This is a genomic window from Mycobacterium sp. IDUB_24 (genome assembly GCF_055419385.1).
The window spans coordinates 995,319-1,014,311 of record NZ_JBVAXO010000002.1 but is presented as its reverse complement, the minus strand read 5'-3'; the positions used below and the strand labels follow the sequence as shown (position 1 = coordinate 1,014,311).

Annotated in this window: 15 protein-coding genes; 3 read left to right on the top strand and 12 right to left on the bottom strand. The window is 62.6% G+C overall.

Annotated elements, in window-relative coordinates:
* The coding region (locus tag ACZYZF_RS12500; protein ID WP_463835835.1) for an AMP-binding protein at positions 1 to 1,860 on the bottom strand (1,860 nt) is incomplete at its 3' end.
* Positions 1,861 to 1,891: 31 nt separating this feature from the next.
* Positions 1,892 to 2,122 carry an MbtH family protein gene (locus ACZYZF_RS12495; protein WP_166904687.1) on the bottom strand — a complete coding sequence of 77 codons (231 nt, stop codon included), beginning with the start codon at positions 2,120 to 2,122 and terminating at the stop codon, positions 1,892 to 1,894.
* Positions 2,123 to 2,783: 661 nt separating this feature from the next.
* On the opposite strand from ACZYZF_RS12495, the gene ACZYZF_RS12490 reads away from it, so the two are divergent.
* Positions 2,784 to 4,190, top strand: coding sequence for a cytochrome P450 (locus ACZYZF_RS12490; RefSeq protein ID WP_463745951.1), 1,407 nt, complete (start codon positions 2,784 to 2,786; stop codon positions 4,188 to 4,190).
* A gap of 16 nt (positions 4,191 to 4,206) precedes the next feature.
* Here ACZYZF_RS12490 and ACZYZF_RS12485 read toward each other — a convergent pair whose 3' ends face one another.
* From ACZYZF_RS12485 to ACZYZF_RS12475, 3 genes are all read right to left on the bottom strand, one after another.
* Positions 4,207 to 5,472, bottom strand: a complete 1,266-nt coding sequence (locus ACZYZF_RS12485) for a glycosyltransferase (protein ID WP_463835833.1) — start codon at positions 5,470 to 5,472, stop codon at positions 4,207 to 4,209.
* 20 nt (positions 5,473 to 5,492) lie between these two features.
* Complete coding sequence (locus ACZYZF_RS12480) at positions 5,493 to 6,332, bottom strand: TylF/MycF/NovP-related O-methyltransferase (protein ID WP_463835832.1); 840 nt, start codon at positions 6,330 to 6,332, stop codon at positions 5,493 to 5,495.
* A 217-nt stretch (positions 6,333 to 6,549) separates the two neighbouring features.
* A complete protein-coding gene (locus ACZYZF_RS12475; RefSeq protein WP_463746003.1) occupies positions 6,550 to 7,458 on the bottom strand; it encodes a class I SAM-dependent methyltransferase in 909 nt (302 codons plus the stop codon).
* A gap of 279 nt (positions 7,459 to 7,737) precedes the next feature.
* On the opposite strand from ACZYZF_RS12475, the gene ACZYZF_RS12470 reads away from it, so the two are divergent.
* The gene (locus ACZYZF_RS12470; RefSeq protein ID WP_463745948.1) at positions 7,738 to 8,526 is read left to right on the top strand and encodes a GAP family protein; all 789 of its coding nucleotides are present in this window, start codon (positions 7,738 to 7,740) and stop codon (positions 8,524 to 8,526) included.
* Positions 8,527 to 8,566: 40 nt separating this feature from the next.
* Here the strand turns inward: ACZYZF_RS12470 and ACZYZF_RS12465 are convergent, their stop codons facing one another.
* Both ACZYZF_RS12465 and ACZYZF_RS12460 read right to left on the bottom strand, forming a co-directional pair.
* Positions 8,567 to 9,349, bottom strand: coding sequence for a methyltransferase domain-containing protein (locus tag ACZYZF_RS12465; protein WP_463746002.1), 783 nt, complete (start codon positions 9,347 to 9,349; stop codon positions 8,567 to 8,569).
* A gap of 160 nt (positions 9,350 to 9,509) precedes the next feature.
* Positions 9,510 to 10,790: a glycosyltransferase gene (locus ACZYZF_RS12460; protein WP_463745947.1), complete on the bottom strand. Its 1,281-nt coding sequence runs from the start codon at positions 10,788 to 10,790 to the stop codon at positions 9,510 to 9,512.
* A gap of 261 nt (positions 10,791 to 11,051) precedes the next feature.
* On the opposite strand from ACZYZF_RS12460, the gene ACZYZF_RS12455 reads away from it, so the two are divergent.
* The gene (locus ACZYZF_RS12455; protein ID WP_463745946.1) at positions 11,052 to 11,807 is read left to right on the top strand and encodes a GAP family protein; all 756 of its coding nucleotides are present in this window, start codon (positions 11,052 to 11,054) and stop codon (positions 11,805 to 11,807) included.
* A gap of 21 nt (positions 11,808 to 11,828) precedes the next feature.
* On the opposite strand, the gene ACZYZF_RS12450 is transcribed toward ACZYZF_RS12455, so the two are convergent.
* The 5 genes from ACZYZF_RS12450 to ACZYZF_RS12430 form a co-directional block, all read right to left on the bottom strand.
* Positions 11,829 to 13,106 carry a glycosyltransferase gene (locus ACZYZF_RS12450; RefSeq protein WP_463745945.1) on the bottom strand — a complete coding sequence of 426 codons (1,278 nt, stop codon included), beginning with the start codon at positions 13,104 to 13,106 and terminating at the stop codon, positions 11,829 to 11,831.
* Positions 13,107 to 13,214: 108 nt separating this feature from the next.
* Positions 13,215 to 14,639 (bottom strand): hypothetical protein, encoded by a 1,425-nt coding sequence (locus tag ACZYZF_RS12445; RefSeq protein WP_463835830.1) that lies wholly within the window; start codon positions 14,637 to 14,639, stop codon positions 13,215 to 13,217.
* A 3-nt stretch (positions 14,640 to 14,642) separates the two neighbouring features.
* Positions 14,643 to 15,611 (bottom strand): sulfotransferase family protein, encoded by a 969-nt coding sequence (locus ACZYZF_RS12440; RefSeq protein ID WP_463745943.1) that lies wholly within the window; start codon positions 15,609 to 15,611, stop codon positions 14,643 to 14,645.
* A gap of 49 nt (positions 15,612 to 15,660) precedes the next feature.
* Positions 15,661 to 15,999, bottom strand: coding sequence for a hemophore-related protein (locus tag ACZYZF_RS12435; protein ID WP_463745942.1), 339 nt, complete (start codon positions 15,997 to 15,999; stop codon positions 15,661 to 15,663).
* Between the two features lie 100 nt (positions 16,000 to 16,099).
* Positions 16,100 to 18,967 (bottom strand): MMPL/RND family transporter, encoded by a 2,868-nt coding sequence (locus tag ACZYZF_RS12430; RefSeq protein ID WP_463835887.1) that lies wholly within the window; start codon positions 18,965 to 18,967, stop codon positions 16,100 to 16,102.
* Positions 18,968 to 18,993: the final 26 nt, after the last annotated feature.

The window sequence follows — 18,993 nt, the reverse complement described above, 5'->3', positions numbered from 1 at the left end:
CCGCGTCACATTGCGATGCGGAATCGCCACCCCCTTGGGCACACCCGTGGTGCCCGAGGTGTAGATCAGATACGCAATGTCGTCGGGCGCCGGCACCACCGACAGCGGAGTGCTCGGCTGCCCGTACACCGCACGGTCGTGAACATCGATCACCGTCAACCCATGTCCGTCGAGCCGATCTACCAGCTCGGCGGTGGTCACGGCGACGACCGGACGGGCATCGGCCAGCACGAATTCCAGCCGTGCATCGGGCACCGAGGGATCGATCGGAACATAAGCCGCACCGGTTTTCAGCACACCCATGATCGCCACGATCGCGTCGACCGAACGCGGAAAAAGCACCGCCACCCGCCGACCCGGACCGACACCCAGCTCGACAAGCAAGTGCGCCAACCGATTCGCAGCCGCATCGAGCCCGCGATACGACATCGAACGATCGCCGAAACTGACCGCCACCGCACCAGGATCACGAGCCACCTGCGCGGCGAACAACGCGGGGATTGCGGCTGGAGACCCCGCCGCCGCCCCATTTAGCGCCGCCCGGTTATCCCAGCTGTCCAGCTCGGTGAGCTCATCACGGACGCCGATCGCGGAAATCGACCGTCCCGGGTCGACTGTCATGGCCATCAGCACCCGTTGGAAACGGTCCGCCAAGTCGCTTGCGTCGCAGCCCGCGAACAGCTGACCTACGCCAGTCATGCTGAGAAGGAGATCCTCACCCTCCTGGAGGAACACGAGACCGAACTGATCCACCAGACCGGTGTGGGTCACCGTCCCCGACCCGAAGGCACTGCCGAAGTAGGCCACGGGGATCGTCGGGATGAAATTGATCGCGGCCCGGGTCGACGGCTGTCCTGTCCCCTGGAAGCGCGCTTTGTTCTCGATCGCGCGGAGCGGGAATCGCTGATGGCGCATCGCTTCCTGGATCCGCGTGTCGACATGCTTGCAGAACTCGGCCACCGTCGACTGCGGTGACGTTGTCAAAACCAATGGCAAAACTCCGGAAACCATCCCGGGCATCAGCAGTACTTCGGGACGCACCCGTCGACTCACCGGAAAGTCGAGTACAACCTCGGATCCTCCGGCCTCGCCATGTACGAGCAGCGCGTACGCCGCGGCGATGACCGAGGCTCGACGCACCCCGAGCGCTTTCGAAAGCTCGCGCGCCCTGCCAACGGCGAAACGATCCAACCGGATTGGCGCAGAAGGCTCGTATTCATCGACTGAGTTTGCGACTCCGGAGGCCGGTCCAGGACGAGGCTCAGCTTCAGGCGGTACATTCTTGGACCAATAAGCCTGATCATCGAGGTAATCGTCGGTAGCCTCGTATTCGGACTCGCAATCGATGATGCTCTTCAGTGGCCCGAAGATCGTGGGCGGTATCGGCTCACCGGCATCGATTGCTGTATAGGCAGCGGCAATCTGGTGAATGACGAGACCCATGCCGATGCCGTCGATCGCGATGTGGTGGCAGCACACAAAAAAGTAGAACTCGTCGGCTCGCGTCTGCATCAACGCGAACTTGAACAGCGGACCGTCAAGCGGCATCGGCGTTCGCCGGATCGCTGCAATCACCCGATAGGCGTCCCCTACCGGGTCGGTCGACCCTGTCAGGTCGTAGCGGGCAAGCTCGACATCGGGATCAACGACCCTCTGGAAAACCTGGCCGTCTGCCTCGAAAAAGGTAGCTCTGAGGGGTTCGGCCTCATGGACGACGTGACGAATCGCCCGCTCGAGCACGTCATGTTCGATGGCGCCGTCGAGCCGCGCGAGCATGCCGAGCTGCCACTTGACACCAGCGCGCCCGGACTCCTCGGAAAGCCAAATGTCCAGCTGGCCCCGGGTGAGCGGAAGTGCCACAGGATCACTTCCAGAAGTTCCAGCCGGCGGCTTACTGATCAACAGTCCGACCCTGTGCCAACCTCTCGCGAAGACTCTTCGGCCGGATGTCGGCCCAGTGTTGCTCGATGTACTCCAGGCAGGAGGCGCGATCCGCCTCGCCGTAAACCACGCGCCAGCCGGCCGGAACGTCTGCAAAGGCCGGCCACAAGCTGTGTTGCTCCTCGTCGTTGATCAGGACGAAAAAACTGCCGTTGTCGTCGTCGAATGGATTGATGCTCACCAGTTCTCCAGACCATCTGGGCGAGTTAAATGGAACACGTTCTAAACCTAACCCAAACACAGCGATCGGCAACCAGTTTTAGGAAAATCGTCAATATTTGCTGATACCCGCCCAGCCGACGACGCGCGGTGCCGCGCCACCCGCCACGGGCACCGTTAACATAGGGAATTAGCCACCAGCACTTGACTTGCGACGGGTTACGCCGCTGCGCACGCAGCCACCACCGCTGATCCGCATGGCGGGCCCGGTCGGTCGAAAGTTTGCCGAGTGACGAATCCTCTACCCCCGCCCGCCGGCCTCGCAGCACCGATTCGACCCCTTCGAGTCGCCGGAGAGACGAATTCAACTGATCAAATCTTGCTGAGCACCAGCACAGCATTTCGCTCGAGAAATGCGAACTAGAGGCCGTCACCCGGACCGGTTGCAGACAAACGTGCTCGTCACCCACCGGGGGTCGCCACGGCAGGTGGTGTCTCCGCCCGAAAGCGCCCCGTACCCAACCCGACACCGTACGGTTGGGAACTACCGTAGAACCCGGATCTGCGACCGTGGATCGAGCCGGGGCGGGTGTTCCCCCCGACCGGTGATCGGCGTCAGTTGCAGTCCGAGGCTGTCGGCCCGTCAGCACCCGTACCGTCTAGTAGCTAGGGATCACGAAAAAGTGAGCTATGCCGCGAAAACCGAACTGCCGCCTGGACCGCCCCTTCCCATGGTGGTGCAGTCCGCGTTGATGGCCGGCTTCGGTTTGCGCTTTCTGCGCGGATGTCAGCGTCGCTACGGGAAGATGTTCACGCTGCGTATTCCGCTGTCGGGCACGGTCGTATACCTCGCAGATCCCACCGACATCAAGTCGGTGTACGGCGGCGACCCTCGGGTCTTTCATTCCGGCGAAGCACATTGGTTTTTTCGTGGACTTTTAGGTGAGAGCTCGCTGTTTGTGCTCGACGGGGACGCCCACCACACCCTGCGCCGCCTGACGATGCCGGCGTTTCATCGCGACGCCGTCGCAAACCAGGCTGCTCAGATGGTCGAGATCGCGGCTGCGAACGTCGCCGGCTGGCAGGTCGGCAAGAGCTTCCCGGTGGCGCCCAAGACAACGGAGATCACGCTCGAGGTGATCTTGCGGACAGTCATCGGCGCCAGCGATCCGGCGCGTCTGGCTGCCCTGCGCAAGGTGGTGCCGCGGTTGCTCTACATGAAACCGTGGGAAACACCGGCGATTACGAAGCCGAGCCTGCGGCGCCATCGCCCGTGGCGAGGAGTTGGCCGGCGGTTCGCCGAAGCCGACGCCCTGCTCTACGCCGAAATCGCCGACCGCCGTGCCGACCCGAACCTGGCCGAACGCACCGATGTGCTGGCCATGCTGGTCCGCGCCACCGGCGATGACGGCCGCACGCTGTCTGACAGCGAACTACGTGACCAGCTCCTGACGGCCATCGCTGCCGGACACGAGACCACCGCGACGGCCCTGTCGTGGGCGTTGGAGCGGCTCACCCGCCATCCGGCAGCGCTGGCCAAGGCGGTGCGCGCCGCAGATGCCAGCGCAGCAGGCGACGCCGCCGGAGACGAGTACCTCGACGCGGTGATCAAGGAGACGTTGCGGATCCGCCCGGTTTTATTCAGCTCGGGCCGGGTTCTCAAGGAGCCGACCGAGATCGGCGGCTACCGGCTGCCGTCCGGCGTCATGGTCGACCCGGCGATCGGCTTGGTGCATTCGAGCGCCGATGTGTACCCGGATCCGGATCGGTTCGACCCGGACCGAATGCTCGACGCCTCGCTGAGCCCGACCACCTGGCTGCCCTTCGGCGGCGGAAACCGCCGCTGCCTCGGTGCCACGTTCGCGATGGTCGAGATACGACTCGTGCTACGTGAGATCCTGCGTCGGGTCGAGTTGAGCACCACCACTGCCGCAGACGAGAAGCAGCGGGCGAAACATGTGACGTTCGTTCCGCATCGTGGTGGGATGATCCATGTCCGCGCAATCCGAGACACCGCGCCGGCATCGCAGCCGGCAATGACGCAGCATTGCCCGGCGAATGTTCACGGGCCGCGCGACTCGCCGCAGTAACGCACCACGACTGGTGTCACGGCCGACCGCGACAAGCCAGTTTCTCCACGAGATCGGCCGTGGTCGCAATACTGTCGGCGGCGTCGGTCATCTGGGTGGACACCTCGCGGGCCCGGGCTGCATACTGCGGCTCGAGGATCGTGCGCAGATCCGCGACCAGGGACTTTTCGGTGGTGGCCGAAAAGCGCCGGGCAGTGCCCACTTTCAGTCGTTTGACTCGAGTTCCCCACAGCGTCTGGTCGAGATCCGTCGACAGGATCAACGTGGGGACCCCCGCACGTAAGCCCGCGGCGGTGGTACCCAACCCGCCGTGGTGCACGACCGCGCGGCAGGCGGGAAAGGCGGACGAGTAATTCATCGCACCGACGATCTTGACATCTTCAGAATGCGGGACGTGGCTGAAGTCCGTTCCGGCAGAACACACCAACGCCCGCTCCCCCAGCTGCGCGCAGGCGGAGCTGATCATGGCAAGGGTTTCAGCACCCGATTCCATCGGCAAACTGCCAAAGCCGAAGAATATGGGTGGGGTTCCGGCGGCGATCCATGCAGCAACCTCGTCATCTGAATCCCCGGGCAGATTCATCGTCAAGGCACCGACAAAGGGGCGTTGTCCAGACCATTGGGCCCATTCGGCGGCCAACCCGGGAAAGCAAGCTTCGTCATACCCCTGGATTTCCAGGCAACCGCGTTCGGTGAGCCGCCACGGCGACGGTGACGTGGCCTTCGGCAAAGCCAGTTCGCCGCGCTGAATGCCCTCGACTTTCTTGGCGTTGCGCCAGGCAACCCATTCGGAGGCTTTCATCGCGGTCCGGCCCAACGGCCCCGGCAGGAACGGTATGAACTGGCCATTGGCCCGAAGCGGGAACAGGTGCAGCGTGGCCAACGGAATGTCGTAGTACTCGGCGACGTTGCCCGCGGCATCCTCGAAATTCACGCCGGTGAACAGCAAGTCCGCACCATCGGCGAGCGATGTCAGCGTCGCGATGATGTCCTTCCAGCACTGATGGAAGGGCGCCACAACTTCGCGGCGCAGCCGGATCATTTCGCGGACCTTCCAGAAATTACGGAAGAAATGTGTCCAGAAGTCGCGGTGCGCATCCAGCACCGCCTGCAGATCCGGTCCGTACGGCACCGCCGTCGCCCCGGCCGCCTCGGCGAAGGCGACGAGGTCGGGCGGGACAGCCATGTGCACGTCGTGTCCCCGGCGCAGCAACTCGCGACCCACGGCGACACAGGGTTCGATGTCACCGCGTGTTCCGTAGCTTGCCAAAACGATCTTCATTGCAGACTCTGGTCTCTCACCTACTTGCGCCAAAGCACAGCAGTCCCGTCGATGTCGACGATCTCGGCAGTGATCCCATGTTCCTCCCGGTAGTCGGTGACGGCCTGCCGGCATGGCTTGAGATCGTGATAGTCGTCGATGATGCAGAAGCCCTGCGGGGACAGCCGCGGGTAGAGCGCCTCGAGTGCTTGGATCGTGGATTCGTACAGATCGCCATCGACCCGCAGTACGGCGATGCGATCGATCGGCGCATCGTGCAGGGTGTCCTTGAACCAACCGGGAAGAAAGCGGACCCGCTCGTCCAGGAGTCCGTAGCGCTGAAAGTTTGCCCTGACCTCAGTTTCGGACACACCGAGGATTCCGGCAAGGCTCTGCGTCCTGAGGCCCTTGTCCGCTTTGTAGTTCTCGGGGTCTGCGGGTGGCAGGCCCTCGAATGAATCCGCCACCCAGACACTTCGCGTCTCATCGCCATAGGCGGCCAGTACGGCACGCATCAGGATGCAGGCCCCGCCGCGCCACACGCCACATTCGATCAGGTCGCCTGGGACGTCCTCAGCCAGTACGGCCTCGACGCAATGCTGCAGGCTGGTGAGCCTCTGCATGCCGATCATGGTCTCGGCCTCGGCCGGCCAATCTATGCCCAAGTCTCGCTTCTGCTGAGCGACCGCGCCGTAGTCTCCGTTCGACGTAGCGCGTGCGAGTCGATGTGCCCCGCCGCGAACCATCATGCGATTGAGAGTTTTGAAATAGAGCCGCCGCCGCAGGGTCCACTGGGCGGGCATGCGCTCCGGCATCCCGTACCTGGTGAGGTTGCCTCGGATCAGGTCGAGATACAGAGATCGAACGTCGTGGTCGGTCACGTGAAATGGGGCCCCTAGTTCGTATTCCAGTAGGTTCGAGTGACTCTAGCCTCGAGCCGGCACTACCCGGATCGGTTTGCTGATTGACTCAGCAGAAATTGATGCACCCGTTGCACGGGACAAGATGAGCCAACCGCAGCGCCTCGCACAGAACAGCTGGATCGATTGTGGCAGAGACGTTTTCCGGCATCAGTATCGCTCGCAGTGGTCCGATGCCTCACATCGCCTGTAAGACAAACCCCGTCTGGTCGCCGCGGCTCTGCCGGTTGAGCATTTGTGCGCGTTTCTCCCAGTCCCACAGCTGCTTGGGTCCAAACATCCGAAGAACCTTGGGGTCGGTCACTGGGACGTCCCGTCGATAGGCTTCGCTGCCGAGGAACTGACCCAAATTCGAATCATCGAACGTCCGAACCACGCGCATTCCAGCCCTCTCTGCCGCCATCGCCATTCCCTGTCGTGAAGGTATGACCATGTGACGAGGTGCGTCGGCCTGCACCCAATCGGCCTGGTAGGTGGTCCAGGCTTCTGATGAGGTCGTCGGCACCCGCGCCAGGCACATGCCTCCTACCGCGAGCTTCTCGGAGGCGACCTTGAGCGTCTCGACCGGGTCGGGAACGTGTTCGAGCGAATGATTGAACATGATGAGGTCGTATCTGCCGGCGACATCGGGCAAATCTGCCTTCATCAGTGGCACGCCTTCAGCGGACTCGCCATCGGCCTCGATGAACGGGTCCGCGCCGCACAAATTATTGAATCCAATTCTCGTCAGACGGTCCAACAGTCCCCCGGTGCCGCACCCTACGTCCAGAATTCGCGCGTCGTGCTCAACCGGCAATTGAGCGAGCATCCTTACGACATCACCGCCGAGAAGCACACGGAAGATCCCCTCAGACAGCCTCGACGTCATGAATGCACGGAGTATCGGGTTGCCGCCGCGCAGCTTGCATTCGTCATGCTGTGTGACCAGCCATCGAAAAGTGCCTGGTTGCGCTGATGCGTTGTGCGAGTAGTAATTTGAGGGATAGTGGCGCATGAGCTCGGCGCCCTCGAGCGCATTGTGAATCTGCAATGTGTCGCACTCAGTGCAGCAGAAATATTCAAATGATTCCCGAGTGCCGAACATCATCTCGCGGACTTCGATTGCCGGATGGGGGCCAGTCGATCCGCATAACCGGCAATCTCTGGTTATCGCGGACACTCGGCCATCCTCAGAGAACTCCATGCCACCGCGGCAGCATAACGGGTGCGGCCCGCTGCCGGGCCGAAACCGGCACACCGCCCGAGCCTGTGCATGAGCCAAGTCTGCCCTGGCAAACCGACTTTGGCGTACCGGGGCGGGACCGCTGCGGGCACCGGCAGAGTGAAAACAGCTGACCGGTACGAGCAACCGGGTAGTGTTTCGGCCGTGTGGGGATCGGTGCTTGCGTTAGGGATTCTGGTCGGCCTCGATCCCATGCGCATCGGCATCACCCTTCTCGTGATCTCACGGCCGCGCCCCGTGCAGAACCTGCTGATGTTCGGCGCCGGGTGTATGACTGCATGCATTCCCACGCTGATAATTCCGCTGGCACTGTTGCACGCGACTCCGATGTTCAAATCGACTGCGGAAGCCTGGGCCAAGAGTTCCACCGGCGGTTATATACAAATCGGCATGGGTGCCATCGCGCTGACGACTGCGACGCTGCTGACAGTGCACTTCTGGGTGCGCCAGCGGGCGAAGGTGCCGACCACCGACGGTGGGGCGTCGACCATGGTCCTGGACAGCGATACGGCAACGCCCGTCTCGCGGCTCCTGGCCCGCGCGCAGGAAGTACCGGAAGGCGACATGTCCTTCTTCCGGCGCCTCCTCCGGCGCGGCCACGATGCGTGGGAGAGCGGAGCCTTGTGGGTTTCGTTCGTGATCGGCCTCTCGTTTGCCGGGGCACCACCCGACGTAGCGCTGTTCCTGCTCGCGATCGTGGTCGTCTCGGGAGCAGCGGTCGGCACGCAGATCACCGCTGCCATCGCCTTCATCATCGGAATGCTTGCCGTTGTCGAGATCGTCCTCGTCAGCTATCTGGCCGCACCTACGAAAACCGAAGCCGTCCTGCAACGGCTACACGACTGGGCATGGGCCCATCACCGGAAGATCCTGGTGGCCATGTGCGTATTGGCTGGTGTCATGTTGATTGCCAAGGGTTTGAACACCATCTGAGTCGGGACACGAACCGACGTACCGGAAAATTCAACCCCACTCAGCTGTCGCTGTGCCGGGAGCGGCTGGCCACCGCCACCGTCGGACCCAGCCCTCGCCTGGTCCGAAACTCGACGGTGATCTCCGGGTCCGCATGCCGGCCCAGCGCACGCAGCGCCGCCGGACTGTAGGCACGCAGTGAGCTGATGAACCCGTCATGTTGCAGCGGCGAAACCTTGACGAGTGGGAGCACCACCGCCAACAGCGCAACGTGCAAAGGCGCCGGCGGCCTGGGGAGGTCGACGATCAGTAGTTTCCTCGCCGCCCGCGTACCCGCCGCAAACACCCGCGCGGCCAGTTCGGGGGCCAGGTGGTGCAACGACAACGCAAACACCGCCAAGTCGTAATAGCCTTCCGGCGCATCGATTTCGGTGGCGTCCATCTCCCGGACCACCGCGCGCGGGTGACGGCCGAGATCGCCGGCGGCCATACCCGCGACAAACGCGGGCTCGACGTCGGTGACCGTAATCTGAGCGGTGGGATGCATCTCCAGCAGCTTGCGCGACAGCCCGCCGAGGCCCGCCCCGAGTTCTAGGATCTTCGGGGCAGGCACCTCGGCCACCTCGCGAATCACCATTCGAGCACACTTTTCGTGGATACCGATCCTCCGCCGCCCTCCGGCGCGGTCGAGCGAATCCATGACCTTGCGTTTGAGGTCATCGACGTCGTCGCGGTCCAGATACTCCAGCCGGTTGGTCTGCAATCGCCGGTCCAGCCAGGACGCGTCCGGGCCACCCCGGGGCATGTTCGCAATGTCGGAGGTTCTGCTGTTCACGTCGACCATCATGGGTCATCGCGGTGGCGATGAAGAATAGAAGTCGCAAAGTCACCGCGATTACCGACTGCCTGGATCGCCCAACGCGCTAATACTCAGAGATCAAAGGGTTTTGAGGCACGACGAAGGCCCTCCACCGCAGCGATGTCATTGTCGCGGGCTGGGGCGATCAGCCGGCCCGGTTGAGTCGGGCGAACTTTTCCAAGAGATCGGCGGTCTTCGCCACGCTTTCGGCGGGCTTGGTCATGTGAGTGGCCACCTCGCGGGCGCGAGCCCGATACTCCGGCCCGAGTACGGTACGCAGGTCTGCGACCAACGTCTTCTGGGTCGTGGCCGAAAGACGCCGAGCGGTACCCACTTTCAAGCGTTTGATGCGAGCTCCCCACAGGGTCTGATCCAAGTCCGTCGAAAGGATCAGGGTGGGAACCCCGGCACGTAGACCCGCGGCGGTAGTGCCCGCGCCGCCGTGGTGCACGACCGCGCGGCAAACCGGGAAGGCCGCCGCATAGTTCATCGTGCTCACCACCTTGACATGATCGGAATGCGGGACGTCGCTGAAGTCACTCGCGCCGGCGCACACCAGCGCGCGTACGCCCAACTCGACACAAGCGGCACTGATCATCGCCAGTGTCTCAGCGCCGGAGTCGACCGGCATACTGCCGAAACCGAAGCAGATCGGCGGAGTTCCCGCGGCAATCCAGGCAGCGACCTCGTCATCCGTATCGGTCGGCAACTCCATCGTCAATGCACCGACAAACGGCCTTTGCCCCTCCCATTGCGCCCATTCCTCCGCGAGCCCGGGAAAGTAGATCTCGTCGTAGGCCTGTATTTCCAGCGAGCCGCGGGCGGCCACCCGCCACGCTGAGGGACCGGTTGCCTTTGGCAAGCCCAGATCGCGGCGCTGCGGATCCTCCAGCCTTTTCATCATGGGCCAGCTCAGCCACTCCGAGGCCTTCATCATCGCGCGAGCCAGCCGTGCCGGCAGCGCCGGAACCAGCTGCCCGTTGGGCCGCATCGGGAACACATGCAACATGGCCAGCGGAACGCCGCAACCCTCCGCGACATTGCCGGCGGCCTCCTCGCCGATCACCCCGGTAAAGAGCACATCAGCCCCGTCCACCAACGACGTCAGCGTCTTGCTGACGTCCTGCCAGTACTGGTCGAAGAGATGCCAATCCTCGCGCAGCAAATCCGCCAGATCCCGGACCCGCCAGAAGTTCTTCCAGAACTTGCGCAAGAAGCGCGCCCAGAAGTCCCGGTTCAGGTCCTGCCACACCCGCACATCTGGCCCGCAGGCAATGGCTTCCGGGCCGGCCGCCGCCACGAAGTCGACCAGATCGGGCGAGACGGCCATGCGTACTTCGTGACCGCGCCGCACCAACTCACGACCGACCGCCACTCCAGGCTCTACATCACCACGAGTCCCATAGAAAGCAAGCACAAATTTCATCGCGGAGCCTCAAGCCCTTTCAGTTGTCGCACCCGTAAGCCGGCCGAAGACATCGGTCATTATCCCCATCCCCTCTCCGTTGCGTTTCAAAACGGCGGAGCTGAATCCGGAAGAAGCTACGCAAGATTCGAGCGAGCTCCGGGGTGTCCGGCACCCCGTTGGTGGTGTCGACCCGGAGCAAGGTCAACCAGGTTCCAAAAGGCCCAAAAAATAATTAACTACCAGGTAATGTTCCCCGCCGTGTGGGGCTCACTGCTGGGTATGGCGATTCTGATGGCGTTCAATCCCGCGCTTCTGGCACTCATCCTTCTCGTGATCTCTCGCCCGCGGCCGGTACAGAACCTACTCGTATGCTGGATCGGCTGCCTCACAACGAATATTCCCGCTCTCGTGGTCCCAGTGGTGTTGCTGCACCGTGCGCCGATGTTCAGTCCTCAGGCTCCGGCTGCCAGCGCCGCAGCCCGGCACATCCAACTCGGCATGGGGGTGCTCGTGCTGCTGGTCGCTCTGCTCATCGCAGTGCGTTTCTGGGTGCGTCGGCGAGCGCCGGTGCCGGCAGCTGTCGGCAACACCTCCGGCTCGGGGCTGGAATCCGAGGGGCCCGGCCAAATCTCGTCGCCGTTCGCCGGCGTGGGAGATGTGACAGACGGCAAATCTGCAATTCGGCGTCTGTTCGGTCGTCTTCAAAAAGCCTGGGACAGTGGCGCCTTGTGGGTCGCACTGGTGTGCGGCATGGGATTTTTGCCCGGGTTTCCCCTGGTCTTCTTCGTGGCGACCACTGTGGCCTCTTCCGGGGCCACCACGGGCACGCAGATCATTGCCGTCATCATGTTCGTTGTCGCGATGTTCGCAGTTTTCGAGGTCGCTGTCGTCAGCCATCTGATTGCCCCCGTGCGAACCCAAGCTGTGTTGCAGCCCGTGCACGACTGGGCGCTGGCCAACCGGCGCCAGGTGATGATCGGCATCTTCGTGATGATTGGATTACTGCAGGTGGTCAGAGGTCTCGGCATCATCTGAGCGGAAGCTCAGATGGCCGGGTCAGGCAGATCGCCCGGTTCGGGCGAACCGTTCCAGGTGGTCGGCCGTGCTGGCAACGCTGTCGTCCGGTTTGGTCATCTCGGTAGCGATCTCGCGGGCCCGGGCGACGTACTTCGGGTCGAGAATCGTACGCAGGTCTGCCACGAGCCGTTCCGTGGTAGCGGCCGAGATACGCCTTCCGAAACCAACTTTCAGCTGTTCGACGCGGCCTGCCCAGATCGCCTGATCGAGCGCCGTCCAGTAGACGAGCATCGGCACACCGGCGCGCAGACCCGCGGACATGGTTCCCATCCCACCGTGGTGCACAAGTACGCGGCAGGCCGGAAACACGGCCGCGAAATTCATCGTGCCCACGACCTTGACCTGGTCGGAGTCAGAGACCTGGCTGAAGTCGCTGGAGCCGGCGCACACCAACGCCCGCTCCCCCAGCTCCGCACAAGCCGCCTTGATCATCGCCAGCGTGTCAGCGGCAGATTTGACCGGCGTACTGCCAAAGCTGAAGAAGATGGGCGGTGTTCCCGCCGCAACCCACGACGCGACCTCGTCATCCGTGTCGGTTCTCAGCTCCATCGTCAGCGCACCGACAAAAGGCCTTCGGCCATTCCATGGCGCCCACTCCGCAGCCAGACCGGGAAAGCAAACCTGATCGTAGGCCTGTATTTCCAGTGATCCTCGTTCGGTGATCCGTCGTGTCGAGGAACCGGAGGCCTTCGGCAGACCCAGTTCGCGACGCTGCGCGTCGTCGAACTTCTTCACCCCGCGCCAATTCGCCCACTGGTACACCTTCAACGCGGCTCGGCCCAACGAGGGCGGTAGGAACCCCAGCATCCGACCGTTGGGCCGTACCGGTGAGACATGCACCGTGGCCATCGGAATGCCGTAGTACTCGGCGACATTCACTGCGGGCGGCTCGAAGTTCAGAAAAGTGATGAGCAGGTCCGCCCCGTCGGTCAGCGACGTCAGCGTCGAAGTGATGTCCTCCCAGAAACGGACTACCGACTCGCCGATCTCACGCATCTCGCGAGTCAGTTTGATCAGTTCTCCGATCTTCCAGAAATTACCGAAGAACCGGACCCAGAAGTCCCGGTGCGCATCCGCCCACACCGCCGTGTCCGGACCGTAAGGGACTGTCGCCAGCCCAGCCGCCTCAGCGAAGGCGACCAGGTCGGGCGGGACGGCCAAGCGCACGTCATGTCCGCGGCGCAGCAGCTCACTACCCACTGCGACGCAGGGCTCCACATCACCGCGGGTGCCATAGCTTGCCAGCACCAACTTCATCGCGCATCTCTCGACATGAACTCTCCAGTCCGGCCGGTTGCGAACAACCCTGTGGCACTCGATCTTCGGGATTGAACGGTCAAGGCTGACCACACCTCAGCAGGTACGTCAGTGGATCTCGCCGGTGAGGTCGAAATCAGCCAACGTGCGCACAGCCAATTCACGCAACGCGAATGTCGTATTCTCCGCGCCGGGTTGGTAGGCGCCGACGCTGATGAAGATCTTGCCACTCAAACGTCCAGAGAGAATGACCATTCGGCCACCGGTCCGCTCAAGGAGCTGTCGCGATTCTCGCTGACCGGTGGTTCGTGCATTGGCGAATTCGGCTACGGTGCCATCGGCTTGGCTGATCAACGAGCTGAGATCGCCTAGGTAGGAACAAAACACCGCTTGGTCGGGGTCCGCGGGCGCTCTGGCGACCATTTGTTTCAGCATCCGCTTCGGCACAAACGACGGCAGCCACAGGAGCTGCTTGGACTCCTCTGATGTCTCCTTCAATGTCGCCAGCGTCTGCTTGATGGCCGCGCGGACGTCGCGCAGATCCGTTGTGACCGGTGTCGGGTCGATGGTGACACGGGCGTACGACAACGCCATCGCGCGGGTGTCGTCCTCTGTGCGGTCGCTCATCGGGATCTGAAGGGTGACTGCGCCATCCGGCTGGCGTACGCGGCCGATGCGCTCGCCGAACTTCGCGGCAAAAGCTGCGGCCAGGGTGTGGCTCGCTCCGCCGAGAGCTGCTGCTCGCGCGTCCCAGTCAGCCAGGTCAACGTAGATGGTCAGGGCCGGCACGAGGACAACGGCATCGGCGACAACTGGCTTACCCGGGACTGGCCGCGGCACCGATGAAGGTTGATCCTCACCCTTGGCGCCTTTGGTGCGAGTCTGCTCGCGGGCCGATTTCACTGCCGTGACAAGTGCTCGGGCGACCTGGGGCACGTCGCGCGCTGTTTGCCGGGCATCTTGGGCCAACGCTCGCAGTCGAGTACGTGACCGTGGGGGCGGGTACCCGAGATCGCGCGTTTTGCCCAGTGTCCCTTCGACTATCACCAGCGCGAGCCCAAGCCCGTCGATCAAGTTGTGCGAGAGCACCAGGCTGATCGCAGTCGAGCCATCATCGAGAGGAAGCACACCGATGTGCCAGCCCCGACCCGATTCGGCATCGACGGGAAGCTGCGAGCGTTCATCGACCCAGTTACTGAGATCAGCGCGTGGGCGGGTCGACTCGGCGATGTCGACATCTGACGGCCCCCGGTCCAGGACCCATCGATGCCGGGCGACGGGCAGCGCCGGACGCTCTATCCGTCGACCCAACAACCCCTCACCCAGATGGTGGTGAAAGCGTCGTAGCCCATCGAGATCGATGGCGCGGTCGTATAGCCACGTGACCTGTATGACCACGTTCATGCCGGCTGCGTGATGTTCTGCCAACAGCGCTTCGTCTGCCAACGCGAGCCGATTATCCGGTAGCACCGGATCTTTGACTGCGCGCCGCGCTCTCAACGATTCGCGTGCACGCGTTATTCGCCCTGGCACCGGTCAAGCCCAAGTTCCGCGACGCCGGTGGGCCAGTGCAACGGCCTCGTAGCGAAACTTCAGGAGTGACGGCCGGACGAATCTGTTGAGCTTGTTCAAGCGGACGGAATTCTCGAACACCGTCCGGAAACCCTGTTCGCTCGCGCGATATGCCGCATAGACGCGATCCAACGCGGGCTGGTCCAGGGGCTCATCGCGGGCGGCCGCACTCAGTGCCCCGTACACGACGGAAATCCAGTCTGTCCCGAAGGTTTCCGTCACCGGGCCGGTGTGTCGCTGGCGGTGGAGATCCGGGGTGAGGAACTCCTCGATTGCGCCCTCGTCCCGGCTGTCCAGATCGATCCCCAGTGCTACTGAAATCCGTTTGACTTCCCGCCGCCAATCCTCGAGGAGGTTGGCGTACTCGACGAACACACGCGGCAGGTCGCGGGTGTCCCTCTCGGCCAGCAGATTGAATTTCAGCCACAGCGCGCTCCCGAGCTCCGGTGAGGTCAGAAAGTCCGCCGCACCTGAAGCGATGACTTCCTGCGGGGGGCGCACCATGTTCACGACAGCGATATCGAACCCGGCCTGCCGCGTGGCTTCGAACCACAAACTGGACAGCAGCGTTATCTGCAGGTCCTTGATGAGCACGAGAGGCGCATCCGGCAACGTGGCCAGAAACTGTCCAATCTTGTTGATACAGGCGGCCTTCTGGCTGGCATCAAACCCGCCGTCCTCCTGCAGACGCAGCGACGAGTCGAACACCGCGCTCCCGTGGCTGCGCAATATCGTGTTGTTGAGATGGAGGGATGCTCGCGGCTCCCAGTAGCCACGCGGGTTGCGCGGGTCCGCTCCCGACAGCCCGGCCGGGAGCGTAGCGCCGCACAGGGAGAGGACCCGCGTCACCGCAGAGGTTCCAGATCGAGGCACACCCAACACGAACAATGCGACCGGACGGGCCGCGGAACCGCTGTTACCGGCAGGGTTCACAAGCACGACTCCTCGAATGGCGCGGTGGTACGACGCTGCTCACTTCAGATCAGAAGTTGCTGCAGGTGTTGAAGGCTTGTTCGATGGTGCCGAGGTACGGCTGAAACATCGGGGCATTCACCACATCTTGGGCTGTCCTCGCGCGCTTGGCCGGTGCGTCCGTGAGGAATTCACGCAGGCCGCGCTGCAGGATCGGCGATTGGTCAAACGCCATCCGGACTTGTGGATCCTGCGCATCGAGCGCTGACACCAACTGCGGATAAGTGCATGTCGTGTTGATGGCCGAATCCAGATTCGGCCCCGCGGACGCGATCCCGGCCCCAGCGGTCAAGGACAAAGCCAGACCCCCGAGCCCTACGGCCAGTCTGGTCAACGACAGACGGAACATATTCAAAACTCCCTTCCTACCATTGCTCCCGACCAGTCCGACTGTAATCGGCTTGGCCTGATATCACCCGTGGTTTGTGCAGGTCGACGATGGTTCGAAATCAGGCCTCCTGCTTGACCAGTGGATCAGCAGGAACTGTGACCGGGCCGAGAACCGCACTGGAAGGCCGCTGGCGAACCCTCAGCGGCCACCAGAACCAACGCCCCAGCAGCGCGGCGATCGCCGGTGTCATGAATGCACGTACCACCAGGGTGTCGAACAACAACCCCAAACCGATGGTGGAACCCACCTGACCGATGATGCGCAGATCACTGACCACCATCGACAACATCGTGAACGCGAACACCAGGCCCGCAGTCGTCACCACTTTGCCCGTGCCACCCATGGCCCGGATGATGCCCGTGTTGATGCCGGCCCCGACCTCTTCTTTCATCCGCGACACCAGCAACAGGTTGTAGTCGGAACCCACCGCCAAAAGGACGATCACCGACATCGCCAAGACGAGCCAGTGCAATTCGATGCCCAGAATGTGCTGCCACACCAGCACCGAAAGCCCGAACGCCGCACCGAGAGAGAGAGCCACCGTACCCACGATCACCAGAGCGGCAACGAAACTACGTGTGACAGCCAGCATGATGCCGAAGATCAGGCAGAGCGCCGCGACACCCGCGATCAAGAGGTCGTACTTTGACCCGTCTCGTAGATCCTTGTATGTCGCAGCGGTTCCGGCGAGATGGATGGAAGCGTTCTGCAGCGGCGTCACCTTGATGGCTTCCTCGGCTGCCGTCCGCACGGCGTCGACCCGAGAGATGCCCTCGGGAGTTCCAGGATCACCCCGGTGCGTGAGGATCAGCCGGACGGCCTTGCCGTCGGGCGAGAAGAACAGGCTCATCGCCCGTTGGAAGTCCTTGTTCTCGAACACTTCCGGAGGCAGATAAAAGGAGTCGTCGTTCTGGGCGCCGTCGTAGATCTTGCCCATCGCGCTGGCGTTCGACGTCGTCTCCTCCATGATGGCGATCATTCCGGACATGGTGCTGTGCATTGTCAGCATCATGGTTCGCATTGACTTCATGATCTCGATCATCGGCGGCAACTGAGTGACAAGCTGCGCCTGTAACCCGTCGACTTTCACCAAGTTGCCGAGAAGTTTGTGCATCTGAAGGCTGAGCTGGTCGGTGCTGTCAAGCGCGTCGAACACTGATCGAATGGCGAAGCAAATGGGAATGTCGTAGCAGTGGCCTTCCCAATACAAGTAATTGCGAATCGGCCGGAAGAAGTCGTCGAAATTCGAAACGGTGGCCATCAGATCATCAGTGAGTTCGGCTGTCTCCCCGGTCACCTCGACCGTGTTGTGGGTGATCGAGCCGATCAACTTCATCAGATTGTGAGTGCCCTCCATTTGGGTGATCATTCGCTGCATGTCGTCCGCCTGCTTCAACATGCCATCCATGCGATCTTTCGCGAAGGGCACGATCTGACGGAGGCCGGCGCTCTGCAGGCTGATTTGGAACGGTATCGACGTGCGCTCGATCGGGGTGCCCTCAGGCCGGGTGATGCTCTGCACCGTGGCAATCCCGGGAACCTCGAAGATCTTCTTGGCCAGCTTGTGCAGAACCAAAAAATCTGTCGGATTGCGCATATCGTGGTCGGCTTCGAGCATCAGAATGTCGGGTGTCATCCGCGACTCGGGAAAATGCCGCTCGGCCGCCGCATACCCGGCGTTGGCCGGGATGTCTTGGGGCACATAGAGGCGGTCGTCGTAGCTGGTTTGGTATCCGGGCAACGCCAATAGTCCGATAAACGCTACCGCACATGCTCCGGCGAGAATGGGCACCGGCCATCGAACCACCGCGGTGCCGATCTTGCGCCACCGGCGGACCAAGAGCCTGCGCTTCGGTTCGAACAAACCGAAACGGCCGCCGACGGCAATGACGGCCGGAACCAGTGTGACCGCCACTGCGACGGCGACCGCCATCCCCACAGCGGAAGGAATGCCCATCGTTTCGAAATACGGCAGCCGGGTGAAGCTCAGGCAGTAAATGGCTCCGGCAATCGTCAAACCTGAGGCCACGACCACCTTGGCCACACTGCGATAGGTGGTATAGAACGCTGTTTCGCGATCTTCGCCGGCCTGACGTGCCTCGTGATATCGCCCGATGAAGAAAATGCCGTAGTCGGTACCCACTGCGATTCCGAGCGATACCAGCAGATTGACCGCGAAAGTCGAAAGTCCGAGAATCTGGTGATCGCCGAGGAAGGCGACCACTCCCCGAGCCGCCTGCACCTGTATTCCGACCATCGCCAGCAAGAGAACGACGGTGATGATCGAGCGGTACACGAAGAGCAGCACCGTGCAGATCACCACCAGCGTCACCAGCGTGATTTTCATGATGGACGTATCGCCGGCGTGGTTCATGTCGGTGATCAGAGGGGAAGGGCCCGTCACATAGGCCTTCACTCCGGGCGGCGGTGGCGTCCGGTCCACGAGCCCCCGGACCGCTTCCACAGACTCATTCGCCAGGGCCTGGCCCTGGTTACCCGCGAGATTCAGCTGCACATAGACACTCAGATCATCGGCACTCTCAACACCCGATGCGGTGAGTGAATCCCCCCAGTAGTCCTGAACGTGCTGAACGTGTTTCGTATCGGCTCGCAACTGCCGAACCAGATCGTCGTAATAGCGGTGCGCGTCCTCGCCGAGGGGTTTGTCTCCCTCCAAGACGATCATCGCCACACTGTCGGAATCGGATTCCTTGAACTTCTGCCCCATGCGCTGCATCGCCTGAAACGACGGCGCATCATTGGGAACCAGCGATACGGCGCTTTCCCGCCCGACTTGTTCCAGGGAAGGGACGGCGAATGTGACGACGGCGATGATCGCCAACCAGCCGAGAATGATCGGCACCGACAGCCGATAAATCACCCGAGCGATCAACGGCGGCCGGTCGCTTGTGTGCCGACTGCTCATACGGCCTTCACCGCACAGAAGGAAGA